1 protein-coding gene is annotated in these 1,509 nt (G+C 57.9%); it reads left to right on the top strand.

Annotated elements, in window-relative coordinates; translation table 11 throughout:
* Nucleotides 1–105: 105 nt before the first annotated feature.
* A complete protein-coding gene (locus ACQUQO_RS18155) occupies nt 106–1,296 on the top strand; it encodes an ISH3 family transposase (RefSeq protein WP_435080050.1) in 1,191 nt (396 codons plus the stop codon).
* Nucleotides 1,297–1,509: the final 213 nt, after the last annotated feature.

Genomic DNA, 1,509 nt, shown 5'->3' with positions numbered 1-1,509 from the left:
TCGCTAGTTGTCCACTTTGGCTCAACAGCCCAATAGCTGATACGTTGTAGGAATGAAGCGGATGAATCAGTGACCTGATTCACCCGTTGTCCGGATGTTCTCGTGATGAACCTACCCTTGCTCAAGGAAGTTCTCACAGATCCGGACGAGTTCCTTTCGAACGGCCAGTTGAAATCTCTTGCTCTGGAGATGCTGGAGCTGATTCCGATGGAAGGGATCGAGGGCTCCGGCCTCGATCCCGAGGGGATCATGGAAGTCGTGCTTCGGGCCGCCGTTGGAACGACATCGATCAACGGGGTCACGACGAAGACCACCGATACGCCAAACCGCAAGACCGTGATGGACTGGCTCCACACCATCGAGAAACACGCCATGCTGGACGCTGTGAACGACATTCTTGCGCTGGTAGCGATGACGGTTCTCGACCGTGACGGGTCGAGAACCGTCTGTATCGACTTCATGGACAATCCGTTTCACGGCCACCCGAAGGACGAAGACGAGTTCAGGAGAATGCAAGCCCGCGACGGAACAACGAAGTGTCACCGCTATTGTACAGCGTTCGTCATTGCCCGAGGAAAGCCGCTGACCCTCGCCATAGAGCCAGTTGCTGGCGAGGACAGCAAGGCCGACGCGGTCGAGCGCATGCTCGCCCGCGTCGAGACCTATCCCTTCGAGACCAAGCAGATTCTCATCGATAGAGCTGCCTTCAACGGGGAACTGATCGGGGTACTTCGTGAGACTGCGCCGCCAGTCTTTCCGGTCAAGACCGGGAAAGACTCGCTCCGGCGGAAGCTCTCGGTCAACGCGTCGTATATGACCGAAGAGACGATCTGTGAAGGCAAAGAGCACGAAAAGACGTATCCACTAGCGGTGAACGTCACCTACCACAACGGAGATCGAGGGAAGTCGGGGGTAAAACGGACGGGATACGCGGCGTACGGTCTGGAAGACCGCACGCCGCGACAGGTCGCGACAGTCTACAACAAGCGCTCACGGATCGAGAAGAGCTACGAGAAGTTCCGCGAAGCGCGTGCCCTCACAACAACGCCATCGACGACGATCCGGTTGTTCTACGTGGGCGTTGGGTTTCTGTTAGAGCAGCTGTGGGTCGTGCTCCAGTGGGCGGTGCTCGCCGCGCCACAGCGTGGCGGGCGAGCACTCCCGGTGGAGTTCACGTTCGGTGATGGGTTTCTCCACGGAGTCGAACGAGTGTTGGACGATGAACTCGGTTGGAAGGAAAAATATCGGACGAACGGGGTAGGATTGCCGGCGGGATACGATCACGGGCTCGCCTGAGCCGCCTCGCTTCGACCGAAGCGAGGCTGGCGAGGAGCGACAGCCACGTTCTACGCTCACGTAGATCCAGGAATGACCGACGAGAAGTACGCAACTCGACAGATTCTCTCAGGGAACTGCCTTCCAAGCGGGTTACACTCTGATCCCGCCTCACGTCTGGTCTCTTTCAACGTATCTGCTCGTACCGTGATCGATAGAGTGGACAACTAGCGA

Origin of the sequence: Halococcus sp. AFM35, from assembly GCF_051195015.1 — an archaeon.
Lineage (GTDB): Archaea > Halobacteriota > Halobacteria > Halobacteriales > Halococcaceae > Halococcus.
This window is presented reverse-complemented; position numbering and strand designations above follow the sequence as displayed.